The organism is Brevibacillus fortis (genome assembly GCF_003013395.1).
GTDB lineage: Bacteria > Bacillota > Bacilli > Brevibacillales > Brevibacillaceae > Brevibacillus > Brevibacillus fortis.
Genome location: NZ_PXZM01000037.1, coordinates 1 through 19,892 on the forward strand (window position 1 = coordinate 1; position 19,892 = coordinate 19,892).

General features: G+C 45.1%; 26 protein-coding genes. All 26 read left to right on the forward strand.

The genetic code is table 11. The features are described 5' to 3' along the window. The first annotated feature begins 185 nt into the window (after positions 1-185). The 26 genes from cpaB (at position 186) to C7R93_RS22245 (ending at position 19,890) form a co-directional block, all read left to right on the forward strand. Complete coding sequence (gene cpaB / locus C7R93_RS22125) at positions 186-914, forward strand: Flp pilus assembly protein CpaB (protein ID WP_106840847.1); 729 nt, start codon at positions 186-188, stop codon at positions 912-914. Continuing rightward, entirely contained in the window at positions 911-2,314 is a 1,404-nt protein-coding gene (locus C7R93_RS22130; protein WP_106840848.1) for a CpaE/TadZ family protein, read from the forward strand. The genes cpaB and C7R93_RS22130 overlap by 4 nt, the downstream gene beginning before the upstream one ends. Before the next feature lie 11 nt (positions 2,315-2,325). After that, complete coding sequence (locus C7R93_RS22135; RefSeq protein ID WP_106840849.1) at positions 2,326-3,813, forward strand: TadA family conjugal transfer-associated ATPase; 1,488 nt, start codon at positions 2,326-2,328, stop codon at positions 3,811-3,813. Positions 3,814-3,833: 20 nt separating this feature from the next. Then, a complete protein-coding gene (locus tag C7R93_RS22140; RefSeq protein ID WP_106840850.1) occupies positions 3,834-4,730 on the forward strand; it encodes a type II secretion system F family protein in 897 nt (298 codons plus the stop codon). Between the two features lie 11 nt (positions 4,731-4,741). Then, a complete protein-coding gene (locus tag C7R93_RS22145) occupies positions 4,742-5,653 on the forward strand; it encodes a type II secretion system F family protein (RefSeq protein ID WP_106840851.1) in 912 nt (303 codons plus the stop codon). 96 nt (positions 5,654-5,749) lie between these two features. Then, entirely contained in the window at positions 5,750-5,926 is a 177-nt protein-coding gene (locus C7R93_RS22150; RefSeq protein WP_017246982.1) for a hypothetical protein, read from the forward strand. After that, a complete protein-coding gene (locus C7R93_RS22155) occupies positions 5,923-6,420 on the forward strand; it encodes a prepilin peptidase (RefSeq protein ID WP_106840852.1) in 498 nt (165 codons plus the stop codon). The genes C7R93_RS22150 and C7R93_RS22155 overlap by 4 nt, the downstream gene beginning before the upstream one ends. After that, entirely contained in the window at positions 6,417-6,848 is a 432-nt protein-coding gene (locus C7R93_RS22160; RefSeq protein WP_106840853.1) for a TadE/TadG family type IV pilus assembly protein, read from the forward strand. The genes C7R93_RS22155 and C7R93_RS22160 overlap by 4 nt, the downstream gene beginning before the upstream one ends. Continuing rightward, positions 6,845-7,354 carry a hypothetical protein gene (locus tag C7R93_RS22165; RefSeq protein WP_106840854.1) on the forward strand — a complete coding sequence of 170 codons (510 nt, stop codon included), beginning with the start codon at positions 6,845-6,847 and terminating at the stop codon, positions 7,352-7,354. The genes C7R93_RS22160 and C7R93_RS22165 overlap by 4 nt, the downstream gene beginning before the upstream one ends. Positions 7,355-7,450: 96 nt before the next feature. Then, on the forward strand, positions 7,451-8,068 hold the full coding sequence (locus C7R93_RS22170; protein WP_106840855.1) for a DUF4046 domain-containing protein: 618 nt from the start codon (positions 7,451-7,453) through the stop codon (positions 8,066-8,068). Between the two features lie 108 nt (positions 8,069-8,176). Beyond that, complete coding sequence (locus tag C7R93_RS22175; RefSeq protein ID WP_106840856.1) at positions 8,177-8,455, forward strand: hypothetical protein; 279 nt, start codon at positions 8,177-8,179, stop codon at positions 8,453-8,455. A 148-nt stretch (positions 8,456-8,603) separates the two neighbouring features. Continuing rightward, the gene (locus tag C7R93_RS22180; RefSeq protein WP_047074825.1) at positions 8,604-9,368 is read left to right on the forward strand and encodes a hypothetical protein; all 765 of its coding nucleotides are present in this window, start codon (positions 8,604-8,606) and stop codon (positions 9,366-9,368) included. A 44-nt stretch (positions 9,369-9,412) separates the two neighbouring features. Beyond that, positions 9,413-10,246, forward strand: coding sequence for a CpaE/TadZ family protein (locus C7R93_RS22185; RefSeq protein ID WP_244191631.1), 834 nt, complete (start codon positions 9,413-9,415; stop codon positions 10,244-10,246). Continuing rightward, positions 10,243-11,031, forward strand: a complete 789-nt coding sequence (locus C7R93_RS22190) for an SAF domain-containing protein (RefSeq protein WP_106840858.1) — start codon at positions 10,243-10,245, stop codon at positions 11,029-11,031. The genes C7R93_RS22185 and C7R93_RS22190 overlap by 4 nt, the downstream gene beginning before the upstream one ends. Beyond that, positions 11,028-12,146, forward strand: a complete 1,119-nt coding sequence (locus C7R93_RS22195; RefSeq protein ID WP_106840859.1) for a P-loop NTPase family protein — start codon at positions 11,028-11,030, stop codon at positions 12,144-12,146. Before C7R93_RS22190 ends, C7R93_RS22195 begins: the two co-directional genes overlap by 4 nt. Further along, positions 12,146-13,498, forward strand: a complete 1,353-nt coding sequence (locus tag C7R93_RS22200; RefSeq protein WP_106840860.1) for an ATPase, T2SS/T4P/T4SS family — start codon at positions 12,146-12,148, stop codon at positions 13,496-13,498. The genes C7R93_RS22195 and C7R93_RS22200 overlap by 1 nt, the downstream gene beginning before the upstream one ends. Before the next feature lie 191 nt (positions 13,499-13,689). Beyond that, positions 13,690-14,394 carry a hypothetical protein gene (locus tag C7R93_RS22205; RefSeq protein ID WP_244191632.1) on the forward strand — a complete coding sequence of 235 codons (705 nt, stop codon included), beginning with the start codon at positions 13,690-13,692 and terminating at the stop codon, positions 14,392-14,394. Continuing rightward, a complete protein-coding gene (locus C7R93_RS22210) occupies positions 14,394-15,233 on the forward strand; it encodes a hypothetical protein (protein ID WP_106840862.1) in 840 nt (279 codons plus the stop codon). The genes C7R93_RS22205 and C7R93_RS22210 overlap by 1 nt, the downstream gene beginning before the upstream one ends. 13 nt (positions 15,234-15,246) lie before the next feature. Beyond that, entirely contained in the window at positions 15,247-15,393 is a 147-nt protein-coding gene (locus C7R93_RS30395) for a hypothetical protein (protein WP_167402495.1), read from the forward strand. A gap of 484 nt (positions 15,394-15,877) precedes the next feature. Next, the gene (locus C7R93_RS22220) at positions 15,878-16,201 is read left to right on the forward strand and encodes a hypothetical protein (protein WP_244191634.1); all 324 of its coding nucleotides are present in this window, start codon (positions 15,878-15,880) and stop codon (positions 16,199-16,201) included. Positions 16,202-16,204: 3 nt separating this feature from the next. Beyond that, positions 16,205-16,357, forward strand: a complete 153-nt coding sequence (locus C7R93_RS30400; protein ID WP_007725191.1) for a hypothetical protein — start codon at positions 16,205-16,207, stop codon at positions 16,355-16,357. Then, complete coding sequence (locus C7R93_RS22225; protein WP_106840864.1) at positions 16,357-16,773, forward strand: hypothetical protein; 417 nt, start codon at positions 16,357-16,359, stop codon at positions 16,771-16,773. The genes C7R93_RS30400 and C7R93_RS22225 overlap by 1 nt, the downstream gene beginning before the upstream one ends. A gap of 58 nt (positions 16,774-16,831) precedes the next feature. Continuing rightward, positions 16,832-17,395 carry a hypothetical protein gene (locus tag C7R93_RS22230; protein WP_106840865.1) on the forward strand — a complete coding sequence of 188 codons (564 nt, stop codon included), beginning with the start codon at positions 16,832-16,834 and terminating at the stop codon, positions 17,393-17,395. Positions 17,396-17,532: 137 nt separating this feature from the next. After that, positions 17,533-17,874, forward strand: a complete 342-nt coding sequence (locus C7R93_RS22235) for a DUF3870 domain-containing protein (RefSeq protein ID WP_012683929.1) — start codon at positions 17,533-17,535, stop codon at positions 17,872-17,874. Positions 17,875-18,037: 163 nt separating this feature from the next. Continuing rightward, a complete protein-coding gene (locus C7R93_RS22240; protein WP_106840866.1) occupies positions 18,038-18,976 on the forward strand; it encodes an ABC transporter permease in 939 nt (312 codons plus the stop codon). Next, entirely contained in the window at positions 18,973-19,890 is a 918-nt protein-coding gene (locus C7R93_RS22245; protein ID WP_106840867.1) for an ABC transporter permease, read from the forward strand. The genes C7R93_RS22240 and C7R93_RS22245 overlap by 4 nt, the downstream gene beginning before the upstream one ends. Positions 19,891-19,892 lie beyond the last annotated feature (2 nt).

Sequence of the window (19,892 nt, forward strand, 5' to 3'; positions counted from 1 at the left end):
GTATTCAGTTTTGAAGGAATGAGGCGAAAAGCTGTATTCCCGATTACTTGTAAAAGTAATGGAGAATGCAGCTTTTTTTGTTGTGTAATAGGTGTGACCGTGCTGAACGAATGCACGGTTTTTTGTTTTCTTTTTTTGTCCCTCTATTTTCCCCTAGGCTAGAAACAATGGAGAGGAGGGGGAGAATGTCTATACATCCACTACGACTATTGGCTATATTGCTTTTTGCTACATGTATAGGTGTAGCGACCTACATCATTTTGAAGCCGCATCAAGTGACCTATATACAATTGCGATCAACAGTGGAAAAAGAAAGTGGCCAATTACTTGAAGCGAGGGATATGGAGCCATTAACACTAAGACTGGGAGGGATCTTTCAACAACCTATTGCCCCAATTCCAGGTTTGATTCCATGGGAAGAAGGACAGAGTCTTGTCGGTTTAGCATTCAACCGTCAAGTGAAGGGAGGCCGACCGTTATTGCAAAGTGATTTGGAGCAAAAAAGCAAGGCGCAAGGCAGCGGAGTGCTATCAGAAAAAATGACAGGTATGAGCATTCCCGTAGACAATGTAGCAGGAGTTTCACCGCATGTATCAAGCGGAGAAAGGGTGCATGTCTATGCTTCCTTTGAAGATGAGTCAGGAGCACATTCTGGACTCCTATTGCAAAACATGCCGATCATAGGCGTTCAACGCGAAATGGAAGGTGATCATCCCAATCTGGTAGCTGTTACTCTCTCCCTGACAAGTGATGAGGCTGTTCTGCTAACACATGCACTTCATTATGGAAAAATCAGATTAGGCTTGGCGGCAGTGAAGGATGGGGGAAATCCGGGAATAGGTGATGCAAAATTCGCTGCAGAGTTAATGAGAACGAAAACACGTTGGGGTATTCAAAAGGAGGAGCATGAGTGAAAAGGCGTTTGCTCATAGTAGATGATGATCGAGATTCAGTTCGCTTGTTAACGGCTCAACTTATAAACAGCAAATGGATAGAAGTGTGCGGGGAAGCACTTGGAGTGGAAGAAGCATGGGAAAAGTTACAGGCAAACCAACCGCATTTGGTGTTGCTGGGTGGTATAAAGGGAACGGAAAGAGGTGTGTTGTGTCAGCAATTTCGGTTAGCCTTTCCTCATCTTTCATTTATTGCTGCTTGCTCAAGCAATGAACTGATGTGGGAGCCATTTTTCCGGAACTTAGGCTTATGGGTTATTGCCAAGCCCATTGAACCAGGGCAAATTGAAGCGTTAGCCATGATGATACAGCCTCAAGGTATGGTAGCAGAAGCCGCGCCACAACAACACCAGTACGTAATCCAGGAACAAACCAGAGGCTATCCGAGCCAGCCGCCCTCATACTCCGAGCCGATCACAGATAGACCAGTTCCTGAATTGACTCGTCCCAAGCAGCTTATTACTGTTTACGGTCCAAAAGGTGGCGTAGGAAAAACATTTATTTCTCGTGAGCTAGCTATTTTCTTTTCCATGCAAAAAAGCGAGGGTCTCCCATTGCGGGTAATTGCTGTTGACTTCAATCTTGATCTCGGTACATTTGCGACTACCTTGAATCTTCCTCGTACCCCTAATCTTTTTACGTGGGTAAAGGATCTTGATGCTCAGTTGCATTCGTTTATTCAGAGTCAAGGAAAAGACCCGTATTCCATAAGCAACGAGGAATGGCAGGAATACGCACAAGCCTTGCCGTTATCTCCGCAACAAATCGAGAAATATATTGTTTCTCATCCTGATACGGGATTGCATGTACTTACCTCTCCCCGTGATATTCGGCAAAGCTTTGAAATCCGTGACTATCATTTATATCTGATTCTCGAAACGTTAAAACAAAGCAACTACGACGTCATTCTCATAGATACGGCACCTGATACAACAGATGCAACGATTCAAGCTCTGTTTTTTGCAGAACATGTTGTGATGGTGGGAAATCCGGTGGTAGACTCCATTGAAAATATTCAACGATTGCTAAAACTGTTGAGAGAAGCAGAGTACCCTGAAGAACGCATTCAAATTTGCATGAATCGTTTGCAGCGGAAAGAAATGTTTACCTTAGATGAAATTCGCGCCTACTTCCAACTTCACCCTAGCAAAAAAATCTTCTCGATACCTGACGATGTGGAAGTAAAAAAATCGATTAACACAGGAACGCCGGTCATGCTCCAGTCAGGAAGAATTCCGGCCAAGGAAGCCATTGAGACACTAGGAAAAGCACTGTTTCCCGTAGACGGGGAGCAAGTGAAGGCTACTGGAAAAGAGAAACTAAAAGAGAAAGCATCTCTCTTTAAGTGGTTATGGGGATGAGGGAGGGTGTCATGTTCGATAAAAAACAGTTACTCGGCATTTCTAATCAAGTCCGCACAGCGCAAGAATTACGATCAGCAGGGAGGGGAATGGCGGGAGTTCCTTCGACGCTTCAAGAACAAATGCAAGCTCCAGATCATGAAAGGACGAATGAAAAATGGGTCGGGACAGATCGAGAAACATCAATTCGTACCCAGATTGTTGAGAAATACGGAAAACGATTATGGGAAGAAAAGCATTCCGCACTCTTTTTAGATGAGCTGACGACAGATATTCGAATGCTGCTGGAGTCGCAAACCACACTGACATCCATACAAATGGAAGCAGAAGTAAAACGACTGCTGCATTCTTTGACGGGTTGGGGGCCATTAGACGCTTTATTAGAGGATAACGACATCACGGAGATTCTTTTTCATCGCTATAACTATCTCGTTATTGAAAGAAAAAGTACTGGTCGTCTTGAATCGCCGGACATTGCTGTTTTTCGAGATGAGGAAGAGCTGCTGCGCTTATTGGAACAAATTGCAGCGACAATGGGGCGTGAGTTTAATGAAACAAAAGCAGAGTTGCATACACAGCTACCAGACGGTTCCCGGGTTGCTGCTACGCATCGCTCTATTTCTCCCGATGGTCATATGCTCACGATCAGAAAACACCGTGAGCTACTCAGCGAGTCCAACTACTTGCGGTATGGTTCCATTTGCGAGCCGATGCTTCTCTTTTTAAACAGAGCAGTCCGTTTATCTCGTGCATCTGGCATTGTCACTGGAGGAACAGGCTCAGGCAAGACACACATGCTCAATCTTATTTCCCAGTATGTTCCTGATTATTTAAGTATTATTACGATCGAGGACGTTTTGGAGATGAAGCTTCAGCATCCTTTTGTGCGCAGATTTTTAGCGAAACCTGCAAATTACGAGGGGAGGGGTGGGTTTTCGATCAAGGATTGTGTTCGTTTGTCCTTGAGAAAAAGGCCGGATGTCATTATGGTCGGTGAGACACGAGGTGGAGAAATCGTAGATATGCTTTGGGCGATGAATACGGACCATCCTGGTAGCTGGAGCACAGCGCATGCAAACTCACCGCGAGCTTTGGTCGATTCAACATTGCCCATTTTATTTGGAAAAGCAGATGAAGGGTATAGTGCTGAGGAGCGCAATTTAATGATCGGTTCAGCACTGGATCTGATTGTTCAAGTAAAACGTTTTGAAGAAGATGGCAGTCGTAAGGTGGTCGCGATAACGGAGGTAGTGGGGACGGGTCAATCGCATGAAGAATGGATAAAACGAGCTTGCAACATTAAACAGGTTCTCCCTGATCGGGTGTATTTGCAGGATATTTACGTGTACGAAGCAACAGGGGTGGAGAATGGGAGAGTAAAGGGTCACTTCAAATGGACAGGCTATCGCCCGGAGCGACTTATTAAGCGATGGCTAGAGAAAGGACTGTCGCGAGAGGAGATTGAGCAAGTCTTTTTTACCACACCAATACCGCTGTAACCGCTATAGGAGGGGAAAGCATGGACATTAGCTTACCTGTTGCGATAGGGATGGGGATGGCCATCACGTTACTGATCATGCCCAACAAATTGTATATGCGAGAGCCGCCGGGGAAGCACGAGATCGTAGAAGTGCTGCAACAGGACAGAAAAACAATTTGGAAGCAGTTTGAGGAGAGGTTGGCGAAATCACGCTCAGGATGGGGGGTAAACCAGTATGTGACCCTCTCTTTTTTATTGGGGATCGCGTCCTTTGGTGTGAGTAGTCAGATCTTGCAGTCTTGGTGGATGGCATTACCTGCTTTGCTGGCAGGGATTATGTTTACTGAACGGTTGGTTAGTGTATGGGGGGCTCGTCGTAAGGACGATTTCGAAGCAGGCAATGTAAAAGCGATTCGTCTCATGGCCAGTTCTTTACGTACTTCTCCATCGTATTTGCATGCGTTTGAACAGGTAGCAGCCAGTCCATTTTTATCTGAAATCGTATTAGAGGAATACAGGCGTGTTGTAGAGCTATTGCGGGCACAAGTCCCATTAGAGCACGTAATGAATCGGTTTTTTGAACGTACAGGATCTGCTGATGTCAAATATTTAGCGACCATTGTTCACATTCAACGTGAAATGGGGGGAGATATGGCCAAAACGCTCGATTTGGCTTCCTCCTCAATATTGCGGCGCCGACAGTCGCTCCGTAGACAAAAAGCAGCTATGGCTCAGATCGTGGCACAAGTGAATTTACTAAGTGTCATGCCGTTTGTTTTTGTCACTGCTTTGTACGTCAACAATCCGAATCATTTCGATCCACTAACGGCCACAATGGGGGGACGGCTGCTTATTTTGGGAAGCTTGGCTTCTATTTTGATTGGGGGAGAAGCAATTCGTTATGTTGCGCATAAAAGCATAAGCAGGGGAGCATAGGAGAGGATGCAATGTTCGTTCTTGTTATTAGTATATGGGTGGGTTTTGCTATATTTTTGTACGGCTTACCGTCTTGTGTGAGTAAGGGAGAACCATTCTCCGCCACACTTTTGGGCAGGATTGATTCCGAGAAACAAGCCAAGCTTGAGCAATCGTTTCACCCAGGGAGAAAAAAGTGGACACTGGTTCGAAGCTTGGAGAAAAACCAGGCGCTACAGCACTTCTACAAATGGACGGGTATTGATAAGAAAAAAATAGAGGAAACATTGGCGCGTCTTGGGATCGATATAAGCCTGACAGAGATTGTTTTGTTTCGGCTCATCAGTATGTGTTTCATTGTTTCATCACTATTTTCATTGTCAGTTAGCATGGTTAACGGTGAAAAAATCGGTATGGCGAATGGGCTTCCCTTAGCGTTTAGCTTATTTTTGTATTTGTTGCCGAACATGCTGCTAGATTGGGCGGACAAGCGAGCAAAAGCTGAAATTCGAGAGCAGGTCCCTATTTTTTTCAGCATTGTGCAATCGCTGGTGGAAGCAGGTATGCCATTGCAGCAGGCTATTAAGCAAACAGCGAGACGCTTTGATACCAGACTTGGCAGAGAGCTTGAGAGCTTAGAAATAGGAGAAAAAAGGCATGGGAACTGGAGAAAGGCGCTTGAAGAACTGGCCTTTCGGTGGGAGGTAGATTCGTTGACTACCATCGCGTTGGAGATGAACGAGGCGATGAAAAAAGGGGTTAGCATATCACAAATGTTGTCTGTCCAAGTAGAGGAGCAAGTGAGACAACAAGAAGACGAGGCCGCTACCCATATGAATCGGTTAAATATCAGGTTATTGCCTTTTGTCATTTTGTTAATGGGACTGCCGTTATTGTTCTTGGTAATGGGTCCTGCATTTATCGGCATCGGAGAAAGCTTGTAGAAAATCAAAAACTAGCGAATGTAAATATTTTTGCGAGAGGCACTGTCTTTTGGCAGAGTGAAAATAGAACCAAAATCTCAATGAGGAGTGAATGGGATGGGAGCTATCGCAGATTACGTCAAGCGTTTTTGGTATGAGGAGGACGGTGTTACGATCGTGGAAATGGTCATTATCATTGCCGTCATCTTGATTGTGCTTATTCCGACACTGACACAACTAGGCACTGCCGAGGATGAGAAGCTGAAGGAACTGCAAGAAAAAATAAGCAAATGACAAACGTTGTCTTGCTTGGTGTGTTAGGAGCGGCAGCGTGGATGGATTGGAGACAAAGGAAAATACCGAATACTCTTGTTTTTCCAGCGATAGCTGTCGGCTTATGGTCTCAGTGGGAAGGTGAGTTATTAGGTGGAGCATTGTTAGGTGTGGCAGGAGCCTTTTTGTTGACAGTTGGTCCCGTCATCTTAAAAGGGATGGGGATGGGGGATCAAAAGCTACTGATGGCTGTTGGTGCTTGGACGAGCTGGAGTGTGGTGTATTCTTTGTTTTTACATTCCATTGTTTTGTGTCTGATTGTTATGGTGTTCTATCCGCAAAATTGGGCTCGACTACGCAACAATTTTCAAATCATAGCAGCCGGATGGACGGCTCATCGACAAGTATGGCTTCCAGGCAGGGAAAGAACAGCCTTTTCATTCCCCTACGCGGTATATTTGCTGGGTGCTTTTGTGTTCCAATCCGTACGTGATGTCATCGGAGTAAGCGGATGATCACACGAATGGGACGCGTGTTACGTACGAGGGTGAAAGATGAGCGAGGTAGCCAAATGATTGAGTTTATTTTGGTGTTTCCTTTAGTTTGGATCCTGATCGTATTCTCCTTTGACCAATTCAGCATGATGTACAACAAGCAAAAGGCATTGGCGGCCGCGTATGAGGCAGGGAGAATTGCTGCAGTGCAGCCCAATTTCGGTTTGGCCAAATTTCATGCGAAAGAGCGAGGCATATCGGAGTTAGCGCAAGGTATCGGAGTCCTTCACAAAGATGTGCAGCTGGAGCTTGATGGGAACGGATGGAGAAAAGGCAGTCATGTAAAAGCTGAAGCAACAGTTTCATTTCAGCTTCTCTCTACGGGGGAATTATACGAGATAAGCGAAAGCTATCACATGATGGTTGAAAATGCGGAGGAGAAGCAATGAATGATCTGTTGCACCATTTTTTGATTCGAGTGAAGGAAGAGCGCGGGGCAACAATGATGACTGTGCTCTTCTATCTCTTCTGCTTGGGCAGCCTGCTCTCTATCCTGTTATTTTTGGAGCAGACAGATTATCTAAAAATGAAGATGCAACATACAGCAGATCTGATTACCAAAGGAGCACGTGCGGCTGGAAAATGGGAGTATGTGGATTCAAACGGTGATAAGCAAATCAGATTGTTTGCGACAACGGAAGAAGCTGATCGACGTGATGCAGATATCATTCGTGGGGCACGTGAAGAAGCGGGGATTCTTTGGAGATTAAACAGGCCGAATCTAGAGGGGACAAGTGATGAGGTCTCTGTCATTCACCAAAAAGATGAACGGCCTTATTTGTACTTGCAAGGAATCTATCATTTAGAAGTAAAGGTTGAAAAGAATATACCTGTATTTTGGGATGAGCTTTTCGTAAAGATGAACAGAGTCTCCCAGTCTGGAGTCTATGAATAAAGTCACAATTTTGAACAGAGGTAGTGTTATTTTTGTCCTAATCCCACGTGGTAATTTAGTATTATATTCCAAAAATGGGGATAGGAGTGAATGACAGTGCCCTCAAAAATAGTCGATCGGTACAAACGAATTCTTAACGGAGAGCAAAAGCGTTTTTCTCCGTATGAGTTCGAAGATGTGCAGTACCGTAAGCAAAAAGTCCAATTAGTTGTTAGATATGCGATTGAGAATGTAAAAAGATGGACGCCAGAGCAGGCGCGACGTGACTTGAGCTTCCAAGATATCAAAGAACTGAAGCTGCATTTGGTGAGAGAATTTATTGAGCCGCCCATCGAGGCAAAGGCTGAGGATGTGTATTATTTCGTTGAATTTGCTTATCCGTATTTACCTCGACTTTCAGAAGAACAACGAGTGCTATGGGTTTACCAAGAAGTGCTTTCAGGCATAAGACGCCATTTTCCCCCAGCTTATTTTCAGAGCATAAAGGGTGAGGAACGGGCAAAGATATGCGTCGATTATATGTGCAAGCATCTACTAAAGCTGGCAGATTTGCGTCAACTGCCAAGTATCTTCAGCAAAACAGAGAGAGCATACACGCTCCTGAAAACATATAAACTCAAAATTCTCGTCGACACGCTCTACTTTTCACCGTTTGATATGGTCACTGAAATGTATCCCGAACTTAGTGATCCCTCTTATTGGGAGGAAATATAAAAATATTTGCACAACCCTGCTGTCTTTTTTTACGGTAGAGATAGTTTCATTGGCTTATAAGCAGATGAAACGGCCGTACTCTACAGGTGAGAGAAGGAGGCGTTGCGTATGGCAACAGTAGAAGCTCACCAGAAATGCTCTGCATCCGTGGAGCAGCTTCTAGGGCGAAAAGTACGCTACCAGAAGCACAAACCCGGCAGGTATCTTTCAGTGGAAAGAGTTCCGCAGGGAGCGTTCCAGATCGAATCCGTACATCGATTTGGAGACAGAGTAGTACTCAATGACGGGCTGATTGTAATGGAGAATGCTCCAACCGTCATGGAGCGCGGGGGAAGGATTGCTCTTCTTTTCGCGACCGGAGAAGAACTTTACTTTGTAACTGAGTAGGTTCTCTTAATCGCCTTACACGGGTGCGTGTGAGGCGACCCATAAAGTGAAATGCCTGGTTTATCAGGCTAAATAAGATTCGACGAGTCGCGAATACTGTTGCAGAAGGTCTATCGTTCTATTAAAAGGTAAATGGGGGTATTTTGACGTGTTGGCAAAGAGTGCAATCGAATTAGTCAACCGCTGCTACGAGGAGACAAACAAGCTGACATTGTTGTCATTGGAAGAGTTTAAGGAATCCTTTATTGCTTTTGTTTTTGGAGATTACCAGGAAGAGTTTATGGTTCAGTATGATCTGGAAGAGTTTTATGAGCATCTGAATCAGCTTCAGTTATCGAATTGCCGGAGAGATTTTGATCGAGCAGTTGAGGAATGGTACATCACAGAGTATGGAAGCGGGTATAAAGGCGTTAATTATCATGACATTTTGTTTACGCTAGTAAAGGAAGCAGTCGTTCAATACCAATCTCCAAATCGGATAGCACTCATCCGAGACGTAACCAAGCTCCTTACTATGCCAAATGGATTTCTCGCCCGATGGCAAAATGGGCAGATTCGTGAGCGCCCAATCCCTACCTATTTTAAATACTTGATGAAGCTGGGAGTACGTACTCACGAAGATATTGAAACGTTGGTAGATATGTGGTTGGTAGAGTACCCAAACGCATTTAATAAGAAGCAGCAGGAGCTATTTGCCAATCCACCGAGAAGAGGAAGACCTAACAACGTCGAGCTCGCTCTGTTAATAGAGCTAGCCATGAAAGTGAGACCAGAAATGACAGCTCAGGAACGGGAGCGACTGCGCAAAATATACTATTATCATCGCAAATCCCTCACTGTTCGAGAGATGGTTGAGAAATTTGAGAAATACATTGCCAGTAAAAATAAATCAAATGATTCCCAGGTGGGATAATCATGTTTCACCAAATGAGTCGCTTTGTCTCCAGGTTCCGTGATTTGGAGCAGCAGGAGGTTTCACAGTCTATTGAGGAAGAGCGGCAATGGAGAGTACTGAAAGAAAAGCTTGCTTCGCCACAAATAGTTGAGCAACAGGAGTTATATCAGCGTAAATGTATTGCCGTTATGAGTTTGTACGCACAGGCTGGAGCTAGTTTTCTTGCAAGTAACCTAGCGTATGCTTGGTCAGGAAAAGGCATTCCTGTCACCCTTTGCGAGTTACCCAAAGTGACTTCCTATTATTATTTTGCACTTGATTTTGAACGTAGAGTTCGACAACAAGTAAGAGAGTCTCCTACACCATCGCTCCTCATGCAGAATAACCATCTTCGCATCCAGATAGAATCCCCAGCACAACTTCAGCACGAATCTTCTCAAACAGATACAGCCAACTGGTTACTACGGATTTGTAAGGATAGTCCCATAGTTGTCATTGATGTTTCTTCCAACTGGAATGATATCCACTCCAAACAAATTTTTGAGCATGCCGACGAAATATGGGTAGTATTTGATGCAGATTTGGCTAGGCTTACCCGTTTGTTCCTGGTAGATCCAGCCCCTGCATGGTGGAAGACAGAAAGAAGAAAAATAAAAATGATAGCAAACAAGTGGAATAGCCAATTATCTCGGACAAGCATCCTGAAAAAAGTAGAAGGAACGCTCTCCCTGTGGGATCAGTATGGAGCTACACAGGTAACAGACTTGATTCCGTTGATGGATGGAGAGAAAACAGCAATGGCAAGCGCCAAAGCCAATCTACTATTGGAGCTTTTCCCAGAGGAAGAGAGTGAGTTTCAGTCATTAATTCATTCTTATAAAGGAAGGATGTTATGAAGAAGCAAACATTGCTTGTCATTTGCTTGATTTCGTTTTTGCTGGCGGGGTCGTCCTTTTATGCAGCGACTCAATATATCGATGCGATGGCTGCAGAAAAGCTGTTTGCCCCAGTTGTAAAGGTAGCAGCAGGGAAAGAAATATCAGCCTTCGAGCCGATTACACAAGATGATGTGATATTGGTACAGGAGGAGGTAGATGAAATTCTTCCTGGTTCAGCGCGTGATTTGGATACCGTTCTGGGGAAAAGGAGTACGCAGACTATATATGAAGGCGAGCAATTATTAGTGGAAAAGCTGACAGATTCGCAGCTTTTACCGGAAAAAGGGGAGGCGCGTTACGAGTTCCCTCTACTATCCATTCACCCTTTAACGGAATTACGCAAAGGCGATCATGTGAAAATTTGGGTCAAATACAAGAGTCTCTCAGAACTGCAGGACTATCCTGCACCATTGCATTTTCGAAAAACAAACGATACGGCAGATTTGTTATTTGAAAGTCAGCTTGCAAGCGTGAGGGACAGTAATGGTATCGAGATATATACACTAAAGCCGAGCTTGTTGCCATCGCCTGATCAGATGAATTCCATCTTTCATGGATCACGAGAAAAGCCGTTGCAGAATGGCGAAAAACGATATCGCGACTACCGAGTTCAGCCAACAGCACTACCTGCTTTTATCGGCTTTAATTTGACAGACGAGGAATATGTGATAGTAAGCGAGGCAATGTCATATGGGATGCTTCAGGTAGGTCATATCATGGGTTCAAAGGAGCAAGCGTCATGAAAATATTAGTTTGTTATCCGATGAAGTCACTCGCCAAGACGTATATGCCTGCGCACAGTGATGTGCTGGTAGCAGAGTCGGCGGAGGAGTTTTCACGGCTTGTGCAGCTTTATATGCCAGAAGCTGTCGTGATCTTTTCCGAAATGTTCAACTCTCCCGTATGGGAATGGCTTCCAGCCTTGAAAGCACAACTCCCGACAAACTCACCGTTAATCATTGTTCCTCTGTATCGGGATGAGAAAATGATTGAGAAGGTAGCAGAGGAGTCCGGGCTAGAGCATGTATACCTGTTATCAGCCCATTTATCACAAGAAGAAATACGCCATCAAATCAGTCTGATTCTAGGCTTCGTGCAAGAGTGCGCAGATATCGGATCGTCAAAAGAAAAGGGGCTTGTTTACGCTTTAATGAGCTACGGAGCTTCTGGCATTACTACCTTTTGCATTAATTATCCTGTCATGCTAGCGAGGCAGCATCCTGAAAAGCGAATTGTCGTACTTGATATGAATGACGCTAAGCCGGATCTAACACGTTTCTTCAAACTCCAACAACATCAATTATCTTTATTTCGTCCCGACTTTATCGATATACAAACAACTGCCAAGCGTAATTGGAGCAATGTCTGCAAACAGAGCGCGCACTTGCCTAATCTGTATTACGCACATGCAGCTAGCAAATGGAAAAGCTCAGAATTAAGCAATCTAATTAATGTATTTCGCATGCAATTTGACTATGTATACGTCGATTGGGGTTACTGCTTTCCTGAGTCCGAGACTCTACAACGGCTGCTCCATACCGTTGACCGCAATCTATTATTCGTGAGGGCTGATCCCTTTAGTATCGATAGTGCCAGAGAGTGGCTTCATAAATGGAGAGAAAAAGGAGTGAAATGCGAGGTTCTGCTCAGTCATTTAGATCCTGGGCAACCCTTTCGAATAGGGGAGGATGTTTCTGTCTACGGTGTGGTACCACGCATTTCGGAGAGCAGGCTCATGCAATCTCATCAGAGCTGCAGTGTATTAATAGAGGAGCTTTTTCCTCCCAAATCGTACATCAGCAGTTTGAAGGAAATTGCTAAGGCACAATATATGGATAAAAGTGCGGTGTTTTGCTGATGAGAGGGATAGAACTAGAACATCGGGTTAGACCGGATATCCAAACCATCGAGGATATTAAACAAGCAGCAAGAGATTATTTAAATCATTTTGGCAAAACGCGAGAAGAGAAGCTAGAGATGCAACGAATTCTCGCTTTGGCAGAACAGGGAGATCGTGATAGTCACAATCATATTATTCTTCGCTTACAGCATTATTTTGAGGAAGTCCTCCAACGACCAGTAACCGAACAAATTTTGCCGTATGTCAACGGTTACGAAGGTCTCACCTTTTCTACATACGGATGGGGCATACTCGATGCTGTTCTCCATTTGTCTCCGTGGGTAGAGGAAGTGCGGATTTCTGCAAACCGCAACATTGCGTACCTGGAGCAAGGGGTCAAAAAATTTCTCTCTTACACACCAAGCTGGAAAGAGGTTGAGACTCTTCAACAAAAGCTGACCAATACAGCGGGTCTTTCTTTTAACGAGAAAAAACCTAGATTGAGCGGATACTTACATTCACTAAAAGCGAGACTGACCATGTTCACTTTCCCCTATTCCAGAGTACCAACCATTCTGGTTAGACGATTTACAACGCCCGCTTTTTCACTCGATCAGCTCCGTACACAGCAACAGCCGGCCTTCGATGAAAGAATTCAATGGCTAATGGAACAGCAAGTGTACGGACGCAGCAATGTGCTGGTTATTGGACCGATGGCTGCAGGGAAAACAACGCTAATGATGTGTATGCTGAAGCTAAAGGATCCTCGGACAGAATATATCACGATTTTTGAGAGTGAACACGAGATGCGATTTGGTGATATTTGGCCAGGTGAAGTGATTGAACTCCAAAACGTGGAGGAAATCGGCATTGAATTAGGGCATTGCTTCAAAGATATGTACCGATCAACCGCAAATACGATTTTGATTGGAGAAATTCGCGAGCCTTTAGAAGCGTACCATTTTATCAATGCTGGAATCAGAGGGACAGACGCTACGATCGGAGCGATGCACGAACGATTTGCTCATAGAGCTTTACATGATTTGACTGATCTTGTCTATCAATACGGAGGGCGGAGTGTCGAGTTGACCCAGGAGCGGATTAGCAGGGCAGTCAATTTTGTCAATTCGCTTACGTACCGCAACAACGGTCACCGTTTTATTGATGCCATTCATACAACAGAGTGGAATTCATCTTTTAACCGAGTCGAATCTATTCCCCTCGTAGGTCGCAACATGCAGACGGGAGTTTATGAATGGACGGGAAATCATCTGAGCCCACATTTAGTTGAATACATGTGTTACGTCGGTAAAGCAGACATTGAAGTGTTGAAAGAGCTACGTCTTACCGATATAGGCAGGCAGCTATGATTTACACATTTCTTTTCCCGGTGTTTCTATGTCTTTTCTCAGGCTTTTTGTTTCTCGGCATACACCTGTACAAGGGATGGAGAAGTCCACGTGTATTCTTCCCGCGTACGGTTGAGGTATGGAGAGAGAAATTTTTAAGGCATTCTACCCGGCGCTTGATGTATGAACGCTTTGAGCGTTGGTGTCTAATCGTGGGAGGTACACCAGAAGGGTACTTGATACTATCCATGACTGGCGGGATAGCGGGATTTATCTCGGGCATTTTGCTAGGAAATATGATTGTATCATTGTCGCTTTTTCTCTTATTCCTCTTGCTGCCAACACTGATTCTATACGCACGCTATACAGTACAAATGAATAAAAAAATCAGCTCATTCTGTCGTTTCGTAGAGTTGTTTGCCCGTTATTATAACAGTCGCAAAAACATCGTCCTTACCTTTCGCGAAATGATAGAGGAATGCCCCAAAGAGTTATTGCCAGACCTCCTTCTGCTCAATAATAGCCTTTCGGATGGGGGGAACTCGGTTGCGGCCGTGGAACAGTTTGCGCAGAGACTCGACCATCCATGGGCTTTTGATTTTGCAACGTATATATCCAGTGGTTTGGAAGGAGAAACAGAAGATATTCAATCACCTCTAAATCGGTTAACGAATGAGATGTTTGTACAACAAGATGAAAAGCATGAGCGTGATAGTGAAATATACTCCATTTGGATCAGCCTGCTTATCGTCATAGCGATTTGCATTTGCTTGATCCCCTACAATCAAGGATTGCTTCAAGATTCCTACCGTCTCTATTTCTACACGCCAGATGGACAAGCCATATTAGCGATTGCAGCGACTGTGTGGACATTTTCGATCCTGTTGGCGTTTATTTGGGGAAGGAGATATCGCTAATGCCAATGCTAATCATGTATACCTACCTTGGACTAGGTGCTCTATTTGTTTTTAGTGCAACGTTTTTGATCGGGAAGTATTTGTTTCACAAGCAAAAGCCTAAGCTGTTTGTTTCCGGAGTGTGGTGGGAAAAGTGGGAGCAGGCACTCAAGCCAGACGAAGACGACAAATGGGAGCAGTTACTATCACGAGCAGGAAGGCCTTTTGGATGGGGAAAACCGGAGTGGGTGTTTCTGCAATTGTTGACTGGAAGTACCGTTTGCATCCTGATTCTTATGTGGGTCGTCGTGAGTCGAATGGAATCATTTCCACTTCTGTCGATGTGCCTGGCATCTGCAGGGAGTTATATGCTTCCTTATATGGGCTTGAAGATGTGGGCAAATCACAGGGAAGACATGCTGAGCACAGATATCGCCAGATTTATCAATCGCTATGTAACCCTTCTAGAAAATCAGGTGCCCATTTATAATGCCATGGTCAAGGCAGCAAGACCGACTAGAAAGCTAAAGGAGTATATCCCTACTTTATCTGAGTGGAACAGAGACGCTAATGAAGCACTTGAGAGCTTTAAACGCAAAATTGGCGTCGACGACGGAATTATTCTCGTATCGAGTATGCGTACAATTGAGACGCTGAGCGAAGGACAAGTAAGTGCTACTATGCAACGAATGGAGTGGGCTGTGGATCATCGCCGAATGTTTCGTCATCGAAAAAAGATAAAGTCTTTGGGGATCGGCTACACCGTCATTGTCTACCCGGCATTTTACATGGGGTTATTGGTGGCCATGTTTCCTTGGTATAAGCTGCTTACAGAAATTCTGGATAAATATTTGACCTGAGGAGGAGAAACTCGTGACCAAGCTATTATCTATCATCATGTGCATCGTTTTCTCTTTAGGAATAATCGTTTCCAGCCTGTCCGAAATAAACACATCGGTAGTAAAAGAGGACGGGCTGAGAGATCGAGCAGTTGGGTGGATCGACAAAGCTATACCTTAAATCATGTATGAGCAAAGGGGAAATTCGAGATGTCGAAAATGTTTTTTATATTTTTAGCGTGCGTCATGGTATTAGGGATAGGTGTCAGCAGCTATGGTAATGAGTTAAGCCCTGCGGCAAACGATTCTGCCGAGAGCATTAACCAATCCATCACATCGCTGAACTACGATACTCGAAATGAAAACATCAACTTCAGGATGCAAAACGGTACATCCTATACGTCGTCAAAATAATGCTGCACATCCACGTTCTTCTCATCATTTCTATTATGGTAGGAAGCTTGTGCGCGGTCCTTTGGAATCTCCAGCCAGAAGAGCAGCTTAGACAAACACAACAAGAAAGGGTGTATCGAGCAGCGACAGTCATCTTCCATTAAAGAGGAGCTGGCGTTTCTAAAACGATGGTTAAAGCAAAAGTCTTTCTTATTTGTTTATTGGTCCTTCTATTGATCACTTCCGCATTGGGAGCTTATCACTTGTACGCAATGGAAAGGGCGATTGCCCGTGGAATCTATGCTGACTTACTGGATGATATGCAGGACATCGGGTATTTGGAGCCTACGTTAGCAGATTACTATCTTCTTAAAATGAAAGAACTGGGTTGGGAAGTGACAGAGGATGCGTTTGCTGGGAGCTGGCCTCGAACCGAGAATGAGCGAGCTCGCAAAGAGCGACAGGAGGCGATTACCTTGTCGGTTATCATCCAGCCTTCAAAAGTGACCCAATGGCTGCATAAGTTTGTGGAGGGGGATACATCCTTTTCCTTTACGGGAAGCCGTCCTTCCGAATACTTTGATCCAGGGTGGTAGCGCATGAATAAAATGATTAGTATTTTGGCTGTAATGGCTATCGTTTTGCCTTTGACGGTAGGTCTGCTTCTCACTGGCCCGCAAAATCTCCTTTCTGCATGCACACAGTTTTTCGGTGATTTACTCGCTGAAGTAACGCGTTTTGGTACAGGCTAATGGGTCAATTAATCGCTGTGATTCTGAACATTATGGTTATGCTACTCGTTCCATTGGGACTTTTACAGGTACATACGGTCGTTCAGGCAAGAAACGAATTATTGGAAGTGAGCGCGGCAGTTACGAAATACGTTAGCAATCACGGGGGGACGAGTGAAGCCAACTTGCAACAAGAGGTTCGGGCATTGATCGCTCGGGAGCTGACAGCGAAAAAGTTTTCCGTTCCAGATCAGGAGCTGTCTGTCAGTGTCAGTCGCACTCGTTCACTTGATCCCGTCATATGGAGCCACGAAGATGAGTTTCTCGTGAAGCTGGCTATTCCATACCCCCGCTTTACCTCATGGATTCCAATGCCAGCTGACTCCTTGCAAGTCCAAAGAACAGGCACAGTTAACATCATGGACTACGATCTGTAAAACTCCCTCCCGTTAGGAGGCTATCGTTACGGGTATAAACATCTTTTCCATTTCTACGATGCTGTTCTTTTTGCTGGTAGGCATGTTTATTGTAGACGCAGACATCGCCATGCAGAAAAAAACAGAAGTGAAGATACTCCTTGAGTTGTCTAATCATCACGCCACCTTTGCTGTTGATCCAGTATTGAAAACAGAAGGTGTGATTGATCTGCTTGAAGACGAGGCTCTTGAACGTTTTGATGACAGAATGCACGAGAATGGTGGCTACCGTCGTGAGCAAGCCATGTTCGTTCCTCAAGCAGACAGTGTGACCACTGATCCCATTCCTTTCTCGCGCCATTATGTGGATTTCCGTTCGTGGCGCAATGACCTCCAATTACGTCTACAGTACAATGGGACAACCCTCGTGACAGAGCGAGCAACGAAAGGGCCAGCTCGTCCGGGAGGCGGAATGCTGCAGATTACCGTCGTAACGGAGCGAGGGGAGGAGCTGCAGCTCGCACCGAAAAAAATGGTTGGTCCATCCCATGTCGTGGTTGCCTACATCCACGAGCGACCGTTTCTGCCGATACTGCCGTCGCATTCGTTTCCAGTCGTATCTGTAGAAGAACTGAAAGATTAGTCAGACTTATTTACAAATTGCAAATTCTTCTGGTACTATGTAGGAAAGTGCTTACCCAGCTTGCGATTGTGAGGAAGTCGCTCTCCGAACATCCCGTTTGCCGGTCCGTTAAGCATAGTAAAAGTGGGGTTATTGACTTGTTTGATAAAGATACCATTTATATCGTAGGAGATGCACAGTCCTCTTCGAACAATCCGATTACACAGCAATTCAGCGCTTTTTTTATCGGATTGGTTGTCGATACTTCCAACGACAAGATCGTAGATGCGGCCTGTTCCTCCACTGTCCAACTGACGTCTGACTTTGCTCGGTCGATCTTTATCGGTCATTCGATTATGGCGTCGGAGGAAATTGGCGAAGAGATTCGCTTTCGGTATTTTGGATCTTCCCAAAAAACATTGATCGCCGCGTTTAAAGACGCGCAAAAGAAGTACAAACAAGCTGTTTCCACGAGAAATAAAGCCACCGTCACCAAATGAATACACACGCTGCTTTATTTATTCGTATGCACGGCATACACGTAAGTAAAACCCAGCAAATGCCATGATCGCGTGCATTTGCTGGGTTTTTTGCTTATTACGAGAGGTCAGTCGCTGCCAGCAACTTGGTTTTACGGATTTTTGATGAAAAGGAGGAGAGTCCTTGCTATCTTTTGTCTTCCGCAGATTTATCTCCATGATCGTGACGTTATGGCTCATCATTACCCTCACCTTTTTCCTGATGCATGCCGTTCCAGGATCTCCTTTTGAAAAAGAAGGAAAGGCATTAAATGAAGCAGTTGCTGCCAACCTCAATGCCTATTACAACCTGGATAAGCCACTCCTTGTCCAATACGGGCTGTATTTGCAAAAGCTGGTGCAGTTTGACCTTGGGCCATCGATTGCCAACAGCTCCGATACGGTCAACAAAATGATCGCCCGTGGATTCCCCGTCTCTTTTCAACTTGGTCTGATTTCTGTCGTCTTTGCGATTGTCACCGGTATCGCGCTTGGTGTGATCGCCGCGCTACGACATAACCGTCTCATTGATTACCTTGCCATGATTATTGCTGTTATCGGGATATCTGTTCCCAGCTTTGTTGTTGCTTCCTTATTAATCAAATATTTGGCGGTCGAATGGAAGCTGTTGCCGACTGCAACGTGGGGTTCCTGGCAGCATGTGATTATGCCAGCGCTTGCCTTGGCATTTGGTCCGATTGCGATTATCGCTCGTTTGACTCGGACCAACATGCTGGAAGTGTTGACCCAGGAATATATTGAAACCGCTCGCGCCAAAGGACTGTCTCCGGTGACGATCGTGTTGAAGCACGCACTGCGTAATGCGATTTTGCCTGTCGTCACGCTTTTAGGCGCACTGATTGCCAACGTGTTGACGGGAAGCTTTGTAATCGAAAAAATCTTTGCGATTCCTGGGATGGGCAAATATTTCGTGGCTGGTATTAATAACCGTGACTACTCCGTCATTATGGGAACGACTGTTTTCTACAGCGCACTTTTGATTTTCCTGATGTTTGTCGTCGATGTACTGTACGGCATCATTGATCCACGAATTAAGCTGCATCGAAAGGAGAGCGAAGGATGATCGTTTCTGATGATTTATTTATCCCCATGCGCAAAGACAACCTCAATGCGGAAGCGATTGTGCGACCTCAACTGACGTTTTGGGAAGAAGCTTGGCTTCGCCTCCGAGGAAACAAGCTGGCCCTGATGGGGTTGGTGGTTATTATCTTGCTTGGGGTTATGGCGACGATTGGACCGATGATCTCTGGTCATGAATACGCCAAACAGTCGATTATTATGAAAAACAAACCGCCTTCTGAAGCGAACTGGTTTGGAACCGATGATTTTGGCCGCGATGTGTTCACACGTGTGTGGTATGGTGCTCGTATTTCCCTGTTTGTCGGCTTGACAGCAGCACTTATCGATTTTTTCATTGGTGTCTTGTATGGAGGAATTGCCGGATATTTGGGCGGGCGAATCGATAATATCATGATGCGCTTCGTCGACATTTTGTACGGCCTTCCTTATTTGTTGGTAGTGATTTTACTAATGGTCGTGATGGGACCTGGACTTTTAACCATTATTATCGCGTTAAGTGCGACAGGCTGGATCGGGATGGCGCGGACTGTACGCGGTCAGGTACTACAAATGAAAAACTCGGAGTACGTACTGGCGGCAAAAACAATGGGGGCAAAGCCTTTCTACATCATTCGCAAACATCTGTTGCCCAACACAATTGGCATCATTATTGTCTATGTCACGTTATCTGTTCCATCTGCCATTTTTGCAGAGGCGTTTCTGAGCTTCCTTGGTCTTGGCATTCAGGCGCCAATGGCTAGCTGGGGTGTGATGGCCAACGATGGACTCTCCACCATTTTGTCCGGTCATTGGTGGCGGCTCTTTTTCCCTGCTTTCTTAATCTCGCTGACGATGCTTGCGTTCAACGTGCTCGGTGATGGCTTGCGCGATGCGTTCGATCCGAAGTCAAGGAGGTAGGC

Bases quoted from the DNA above. Each gene is read 5' to 3' on its own strand.
- C7R93_RS22150 (WP_017246982.1), top strand. From the start codon at position 5,750: ATGGGAGCTATCGCAGATTACGTCAAGCGTTTTTGGTATGAGGAGGAC.
- C7R93_RS22220 (WP_244191634.1), top strand. From the start codon at position 15,878: ATGGAAAGGGCGATTGCCCGTGGAATCTATGCTGACTTACTGGATGAT.
- C7R93_RS22230 (WP_106840865.1), top strand. From the start codon at position 16,832: ATGCTGTTCTTTTTGCTGGTAGGCATGTTTATTGTAGACGCAGACATC.
- C7R93_RS22175 (WP_106840856.1), top strand. From the start codon at position 8,177: ATGGCAACAGTAGAAGCTCACCAGAAATGCTCTGCATCCGTGGAGCAG.
- C7R93_RS22145 (WP_106840851.1), top strand. From the start codon at position 4,742: ATGTTCGTTCTTGTTATTAGTATATGGGTGGGTTTTGCTATATTTTTG.
- C7R93_RS22245 (WP_106840867.1), top strand. From the start codon at position 18,973: ATGATCGTTTCTGATGATTTATTTATCCCCATGCGCAAAGACAACCTC.
- C7R93_RS22200 (WP_106840860.1), top strand. From the start codon at position 12,146: ATGAGAGGGATAGAACTAGAACATCGGGTTAGACCGGATATCCAAACC.
- C7R93_RS22225 (WP_106840864.1), top strand. From the start codon at position 16,357: ATGGGTCAATTAATCGCTGTGATTCTGAACATTATGGTTATGCTACTC.
- cpaB (WP_106840847.1), top strand. From the start codon at position 186: ATGTCTATACATCCACTACGACTATTGGCTATATTGCTTTTTGCTACA.
- C7R93_RS22165 (WP_106840854.1), top strand. From the start codon at position 6,845: ATGAATGATCTGTTGCACCATTTTTTGATTCGAGTGAAGGAAGAGCGC.
- C7R93_RS22195 (WP_106840859.1), top strand. From the start codon at position 11,028: ATGAAAATATTAGTTTGTTATCCGATGAAGTCACTCGCCAAGACGTAT.
- C7R93_RS22190 (WP_106840858.1), top strand. From the start codon at position 10,243: ATGAAGAAGCAAACATTGCTTGTCATTTGCTTGATTTCGTTTTTGCTG.
- C7R93_RS22155 (WP_106840852.1), top strand. From the start codon at position 5,923: ATGACAAACGTTGTCTTGCTTGGTGTGTTAGGAGCGGCAGCGTGGATG.
- C7R93_RS22210 (WP_106840862.1), top strand. From the start codon at position 14,394: ATGCCAATGCTAATCATGTATACCTACCTTGGACTAGGTGCTCTATTT.
- C7R93_RS22135 (WP_106840849.1), top strand. From the start codon at position 2,326: ATGTTCGATAAAAAACAGTTACTCGGCATTTCTAATCAAGTCCGCACA.
- C7R93_RS30400 (WP_007725191.1), top strand. From the start codon at position 16,205: ATGAATAAAATGATTAGTATTTTGGCTGTAATGGCTATCGTTTTGCCT.
- C7R93_RS22160 (WP_106840853.1), top strand. From the start codon at position 6,417: ATGATCACACGAATGGGACGCGTGTTACGTACGAGGGTGAAAGATGAG.
- C7R93_RS22140 (WP_106840850.1), top strand. From the start codon at position 3,834: ATGGACATTAGCTTACCTGTTGCGATAGGGATGGGGATGGCCATCACG.